Here is a 6,510-nt window from a genome sequence, read left to right on the forward strand (position 1 = left end):
AAAACCCTTCAAGCTGGCCATCGTCGCCATCATGCGCAAACTCATCGTCACCCTCAACGCCATGATCAAAAACGATCAGGACTGGCAACCCGAAACACAATCTTAAACACAGTTGCTCACCATGAGGCAGAGTGAGGATTGCAGGAAGTCATATTCTGCAACCTGTCAGATTGGCATTGCAGCCAAACCACCTCCCTCATGGTGAGCTTGTCGAACCACGCACAATATTCATGCAGCGTCACGAACTTATAAGAACAAGGGATTTTTTAGGGGGAACAGGGCGGGATATGCTGCCAAACGCTTGCGGGGCGGCGGCATCAAGCCTATAGGGGGGACTTGATATGACATCAAAAACGCTCCCCCTCCTGTTTCCCCACCGCCATTTGCTTGGCATCAAGAACCTTTCCCCCGAGGACATCAATATTCTTCTCGACCTTGCCGACAGCGAGGTGGCGGTTTCGCGCCAGTCCGAGAAGAAAAAGAGTGTCCTGCGCGGGCGGACGCAGATCAACCTGTTCTTCGAGGCTTCGACCCGGACACAGTCATCGTTCGAACTGGCCGGAAAGCGGCTCGGCGCCGATGTGATGAACATGTCGGTCGGCAATTCCTCGGTGAAAAAGGGCGAAACGCTGATCGATACCGCCATGACGCTGAATGCGATGCGGCCGGATATCCTGATCATCCGGCACGGCTCCGCCGGTGCCGCCGCCCTGCTGGCGCAAAAGGTGGGCTGCTCGGTGGTCAATGCCGGCGACGGCGCGCATGAACACCCGACGCAGGCCCTGCTCGATGCGCTGACGATCCGGCGCGCCAAGGGCAAGGTTGCCCGGCTGATCGTGGCGATCTGCGGTGACGTGCTGCATTCGCGCGTGGCCCGCTCCAACATCCTCCTGCTGAATGCGCTCGGGGCGCGGGTGCGCGTCATCGCCCCCTCGACCCTCCTGCCTGCAGGGATCAGCCAGATGGGCGTCGAGGTTTTCAACTCCATGGAAGAAGGTTTGAAGGACGCCGATGTGGTGATGATGCTGCGCCTGCAGCGCGAGCGCATGGCGGGTGCCTTCGTGCCGTCTGTGCGCGAATATTTCCACTATCACGGGCTTGATCGCGAAAAGCTCAAACATGCCAAGCCCGACGCGCTGGTCATGCATCCCGGACCGATGAACCGCGGCGTCGAAATCGCCTCGGATGTGGCCGACGGCTCGCAGAGCGTCATTCAGGAACAGGTTGAAATGGGCGTTGCCGTGCGCATGGCGGTGATGGAAGCGCTGCTGGACCCGCGCCGCAACGCGGAAGGAGTAGCGGGATGAGCACGACCGTTCTGCACAATGCCCGGATCGTCGATCCATCCCGCGGTCTCGATGAGACCGGAACAATCATCGTCAGGAACGGCAGCATCGTTGCCAGCGGCGCCGATGCCCGCAACCAGGGTGCGCCCGAAGGGGCGACGGTTATCGACTGCACGGGAAAAACCGTCTTGCCGGGCCTCGTCGATGCCCGCGTCTTCATCGGCGAGCCCGGTGGCGAACACCGCGAAACCATCGCCTCGGCCAGCCAGGCGGCAGCGGCCGGCGGCGTGACCTCCATCATCATGATGCCGGACACCGATCCGGTGATCGACAATGTGGCGCTGGTCGAATTCGTCCGCCGCACGGCGCGCGACACGGCCGTGGTCAATGTTTATCCGGCGGCGGCGGTCACCAAAGGATTGCAGGGCCAGGAAATGACCGAAATCGGCCTGCTGCGCGCGGCGGGTGCCGTGGCGATCACGGAGGGGCGCAATTCCATCGCCGATACCCAGCTCTTACGCCGTGCGCTCACCTATGCCAGGGATTTCGGGGTTGTCCTGTCGCACGAGACACAGGATCCCTATCTCGGCATATCGGGCGTGATGAATGAAGGCCTCTATGCCAGCTGGCTCGGCCTTTCCGGCAGCCCGCGCGAAGCGGAAGTCATTCCGCTCGAACGCGACCTGCGTCTCGCCGCCCTGACCAAAGGCGCCTATCACGCGGCGCAAATCTCGACGGCCATGTCCGCCGAGGTGGTGGCCCGCGCCAAGCAGAACGGCGTCAATGCCACCGCTGCCGTCTCCATCAACCATCTTTCGCTCAATGAGAACGACATCGGCGAGTTCCGCACCTTCTTCCGCCTGCAGCCGCCGCTGCGGCTCGAGGAGGACCGGCTGGCCATGGTCGAGGCGCTGCGCAACGGCACCATCGACATCATCGTCTCATCGCACGATCCGCAGGATGTCGATACCAAGCGCCTGCCCTTCGCCGATGCGGCGGCCGGGGCCATCGGCCTGGAAACCCTGCTCGGCGCCGCCCTGCGGCTCTATCACAATGGCGACGTGCCGCTGATCCGCATCGTCGAAGCGCTTTCCAGCGGCCCGGCCAAAATTTTCGGCCTCGATGCGGGCACGCTCAAGCCGGGCGCCCGGGCGGATATGACCATAGTCGATCTTGACGAGCCGTGGATTGTGAAGGAAGAACAGCTGCGGTCGCGCTCCAAGAACAGCTGTTTTGAAAGCGCCCGTTTCCAGGGCCGCGTTCTGCAGACATTTGTGGCGGGCAAGTCCGTTTTCACCATCTGAAGAGAAAACCGGGGAAGAGAGCATGTCGGATTTCATCAACGGGCAGGCAGGATATCTTTTCGCCGCGCTGGTCCTGGGCTACCTGCTCGGCTCCATTCCGTTCGGGCTGATCCTGACACGGCTCGCGGGCCTCGGCGACGTGCGCAGCATCGGCTCCGGCAATATCGGCGCCACCAACGTGCTGCGCACCGGCAACAAGAAGCTGGCGGCGGCAACGCTGCTGCTTGACATGTTCAAGGGAACCGCTGCCGTACTCATTGCCGGCGCCATCAGCCCGCAGGCCGCCATTGTCGCCGGTCTCGGCGCCTTTCTCGGGCACATCTTTCCGGTCTGGCTGAAATTCAAGGGCGGCAAGGGCGTCGCCACCTATCTCGGCGTCCTGCTCGGCCTTGTCTGGCAGGTGGCGCTGATCTTCGCCGCCATCTGGCTGATCATTGCCTACACCACCCGCTATTCCTCGCTGTCGGCGCTGATCGCGGCGGTTGCCACCCCGATCATTCTCTATGTCATGGGCTACCACGCCATCGCCCTGCTCTTCCTCATCCTGACGGTCGTCGTCTTCATCAAACACCGCGCCAACATCGAGCGCCTCCTGGCCGGCACCGAGGGCAAGATCGGGTCCAAGGGGTGACGGAGGATCAGAAAGGCATCCGCCTTTCTGACAGCCAGCGACTGAGCTGGCTTCGGCTGATCCGCAGTGAGAATGTCGGCCCGGTCACCTTCCGCCATCTGATTGCCCGCTACGGCTCGGCTTCCGACGCTCTGGAAATGCTGCCGGAACTGGTGCGGCGCGGCGGCGGCCGCCGTCCCATCCGGATTGGCAGCCTCGATGAGGCCCGGCGCGAAATGGCGATGGCCGCGCGCATGGGTGCCGTCTTCACCGGTATCGGCGAACCCGACTATCCCCGCTATCTGCGCCACGCCGACAATCCGCCGCCGCTGGTGGCGATCAAGGGCGATGCGGCGGTGTTTCGCCTGCCAGCTGTCGCCATTGTCGGCGCGCGCAATGCCTCGCTCATCGGGATCAAACTCACGCGGATCATTGCACGGGAATTGGGACAGGCGGGCTATGCCGTTGTGTCAGGACTTGCCCGCGGCATCGACAAGGCGGCGCATGAGGCAAGCCTTGACAGCGGCACCGTTGCCGTCATGGCCGGCGGCCTGGACAAGCCCTATCCGCCGGATAATCTCGACCTCTTCGCAGCGATCCCCGCAAGCGGCGGCGCCGTCATCAGCGAAATGCCGTTCGGCTGGGAGCCGCGCGCCCGGGATTTTCCGCGCCGCAACAGAATCATCGCGGCGCTTTCCCTCGGCCTGCTGGTTGTCGAGGCGGCGGAGCGATCCGGCTCGCTGATCAGCGCCCGTTTTGCCGGGGAACTCGGCCGCCTGGTTTTCGCCGTCCCCGGTTCGCCGCTCGACCCGCGCGCAAAGGGCACCAATGCGCTTCTGAAGAACGGCGCCATTCTCGTGACTGAAACCGCCGACATCCTGTCGGCCATCGGACCGCTTGTGGACCGGCCCTCCCTCGACGATACGGCATTTTTCGCGCCGGAATCCGCCTTTCCGTCGATTCCCCCGCCCAACGAGACAGACCGCGACCGGATCGTCACCCTTTTGGGTCCAACGCCCGCCGATGTCGACGAACTCATCAGGACAAGCGGAATTCATCCGGCGGCCATATCGCTTATTCTGCTCGAACTCGATCTGGCCGGCCGGCTGCAGCGTCACTCAGGTGGAAGTGTTTCGCTTCTTTAGAGGGGAGACAATATTTGTCTCTTTTGCCAAAAGATCATTGCTTTCGATGTAAGCGATTTCGATCAGATAGGCCAGCATGTCCAGGTCATTCAACTTGGCCATACTGCGCAATTCTCCCAGCATTTGCTGAATATATCTTATGTTTTCTGTCCGACTGAACTTGTTCTCACCCATGACTTCGTCCTTAAATACGCATTTATACAGAAATAAATAAAGTTATATTATATAGGTCTTTAATCCGGTGGATTTCACAGTTTGCCAGTCCGAACCTCCACAAAAACAATCAAATAGTGATTCGCTTTCTTAAAAAAGGCGGGACTCGCTGCCTTTCTCAATAAAGCGCCTGAGATGTATGGATAATATCATTAATTGCAATATTTCAAATAGCAACTTTAAGTTGCATTTAACGATTTTTCACGCACAGGCCTTGACGTTCCGAGCAAGCCTGTTCATTTCACAAGACCTGTTTCGAAGTGAAAACTGTGCTTTTGTAATGTGACAAGAGCAGGAAAGCCCAATTCAATAATGAACGTTGTCGTCGTCGAATCGCCCGCAAAGGCTAAAACAATCAACAAATATCTGGGTTCAGGCTATACGGTTCTGGCCTCGTTCGGCCATGTCCGTGATCTGCCTGCCAAGGACGGGTCCGTTCGCCCGGACGAAGATTTCGCCATGTCGTGGGAAGTCGACGGGGCATCGGCCAAACGTCTGGGCGATATCGTCAAGGCCCTGAAAGACAGTGACGGCCTCATACTCGCAACCGATCCGGATCGCGAGGGTGAAGCAATCTCCTGGCACGTCCTGGAAGTGCTGCGGCAGAAGAAGGCCATCGGCACCAAGCCGGTCAAGCGCGTGGTGTTCAATGCGATCACCAAGAACGCGGTGCTCGACGCCATGGCCAATCCGCGTGACATCGACATGCCGCTGGTGGATGCCTATCTCGCCCGGCGTGCGCTTGCCTATCTCTTCGGCTTCACCCTGTCGCCGGTGCTCTGGCGCAAACTGCCCGGCGCCCGCTCCGCCGGCCGCGTGCAATCGGTCGCCCTACGGCTCGTCGCCGACCGCGAAGCCGAGATCGAACGCTTTGTGCGTGAGGAATACTGGAACATTGCAGCGCTCTTGAAGACACCGCGCAATGACGGCTTCGAAGCGCGGCTGATTTCCGTCGACGGCAAGAAGCTTGCCAAGCTCGATATCAAGAACGCCGAACAGGCCGGTGCGCTGCGCACCATGCTGGAGGGCGCGAGCTTCAAGGCGGCATCCGTCGAAGCCAAGCCGACCAAGCGCAATCCCGGACCGCCCTTCACCACCTCCACCCTGCAGCAGGCGGCATCCGGCCAGCTCGGCTTCTCGGCCTCGCGCACCATGCAGATCGCCCAGCGGCTGTATGAAGGCATGGACCTTGGCGGCGAGACCGCCGGTCTGATCACCTATATGCGTACGGACGGCGTGCAGATGGCGCCGGAAGCGGTTCAGGCGGCCCGTGAGACGATCAGCAAGGTATTCGGCGAAAAATACGTGCCGGAGAAGCCGCGCTTCTACTCGACCAAGGCAAAGAACGCCCAGGAAGCGCACGAAGCCATCCGCCCGACCGATTTCAACCGCCACCCGAAGGATGTGCGCCAGTTCCTCGATGCCGATCAGGCGCGGCTCTATGAGCTGATCTGGAAGCGCGCCATCGCCAGCCAGATGCAATCGGCCGATATCGAACGGACTGTCGTGGACATCGACGCGCAGAACGGTTCAAGTTTTGCCCAGCTGCGGGCCAATGGTTCCGTGGTGAAGTTCGACGGCTTCCTCGGTGCCTATGTGGATCACCGCGAGGAAGAGGATGTCGACGAGGACGGCGCCCGCCTGCCCGAAATCCGCGCCGGCGAGGCCCTTGCCCGCGAAAAGATCAACGCGACGCAGCACTCGACCGAACCGCCGCCGCGCTATTCCGAAGCCACGCTGATCAAGCGGATGGAAGAGCTCGGCATCGGCCGTCCCTCGACCTATGCGGCGACCCTCGCCACCCTGCGCGACCGCGAATACATCACCATCGAAAAGCGCAAGCTCATTCCCGAAGCCAAGGGCCGCCTGGTCATTGCGTTCCTCGAGAGCTTTTTCCAGCGCTATGTCGAGTATGATTTCACCGCCGATCTGGAGGAAAAGCTCGACGAGAT

At 60.9% G+C, this 6,510-nt stretch carries 6 protein-coding genes; 5 read left to right on the top strand and 1 reads right to left on the bottom strand.

Features of this window, described 5'->3' with window-relative positions:
- The first annotated feature begins 341 nt into the window (after positions 1–341).
- From RDL77_RS24555 to dprA, 4 genes are read left to right on the top strand one after another with little or no spacing between them, the layout of a single operon-like run.
- Positions 342–1,307: an aspartate carbamoyltransferase catalytic subunit gene (locus tag RDL77_RS24555; protein ID WP_223615161.1), complete on the top strand. Its 966-nt coding sequence runs from the start codon at positions 342–344 to the stop codon at positions 1,305–1,307.
- Complete coding sequence (locus RDL77_RS24560) at positions 1,304–2,590, top strand: dihydroorotase (protein WP_288195108.1); 1,287 nt, start codon at positions 1,304–1,306, stop codon at positions 2,588–2,590. Before RDL77_RS24555 ends, RDL77_RS24560 begins: the two co-directional genes overlap by 4 nt.
- A gap of 22 nt (positions 2,591–2,612) precedes the next feature.
- A complete protein-coding gene (gene plsY, locus RDL77_RS24565; RefSeq protein WP_288195109.1) occupies positions 2,613–3,221 on the top strand; it encodes a glycerol-3-phosphate 1-O-acyltransferase PlsY in 609 nt (202 codons plus the stop codon).
- Positions 3,218–4,345: a DNA-processing protein DprA gene (gene dprA, locus RDL77_RS24570; protein ID WP_288195110.1), complete on the top strand. Its 1,128-nt coding sequence runs from the start codon at positions 3,218–3,220 to the stop codon at positions 4,343–4,345. Before plsY ends, dprA begins: the two co-directional genes overlap by 4 nt.
- On the opposite strand, the gene RDL77_RS24575 is transcribed toward dprA, so the two are convergent.
- Complete coding sequence (locus tag RDL77_RS24575; protein WP_223615165.1) at positions 4,319–4,519, bottom strand: hypothetical protein; 201 nt, start codon at positions 4,517–4,519, stop codon at positions 4,319–4,321. The genes dprA and RDL77_RS24575 overlap by 27 nt on opposite strands.
- A gap of 351 nt (positions 4,520–4,870) precedes the next feature.
- Here RDL77_RS24575 and topA point away from each other — a divergent pair.
- Positions 4,871–6,510: type I DNA topoisomerase (topA, locus tag RDL77_RS24580; protein ID WP_288195111.1), on the top strand; the 1,640-nt coding region annotated here is incomplete at its 3' end.

It is taken from the genome of uncultured Phyllobacterium sp., from assembly GCF_902479695.1.
Lineage (GTDB): Bacteria > Pseudomonadota > Alphaproteobacteria > Rhizobiales > Rhizobiaceae > Phyllobacterium > Phyllobacterium calauticae.

Bases quoted from the DNA above. Each gene is read 5' to 3' on its own strand.
- RDL77_RS24555 (WP_223615161.1), top strand. From the start codon at position 342: ATGACATCAAAAACGCTCCCCCTCCTGTTTCCCCACCGCCATTTGCTT.
- RDL77_RS24560 (WP_288195108.1), top strand. From the start codon at position 1,304: ATGAGCACGACCGTTCTGCACAATGCCCGGATCGTCGATCCATCCCGC.
- plsY (WP_288195109.1), top strand. From the start codon at position 2,613: ATGTCGGATTTCATCAACGGGCAGGCAGGATATCTTTTCGCCGCGCTG.
- RDL77_RS24575 (WP_223615165.1), bottom strand. From the start codon at position 4,519: ATGGGTGAGAACAAGTTCAGTCGGACAGAAAACATAAGATATATTCAG.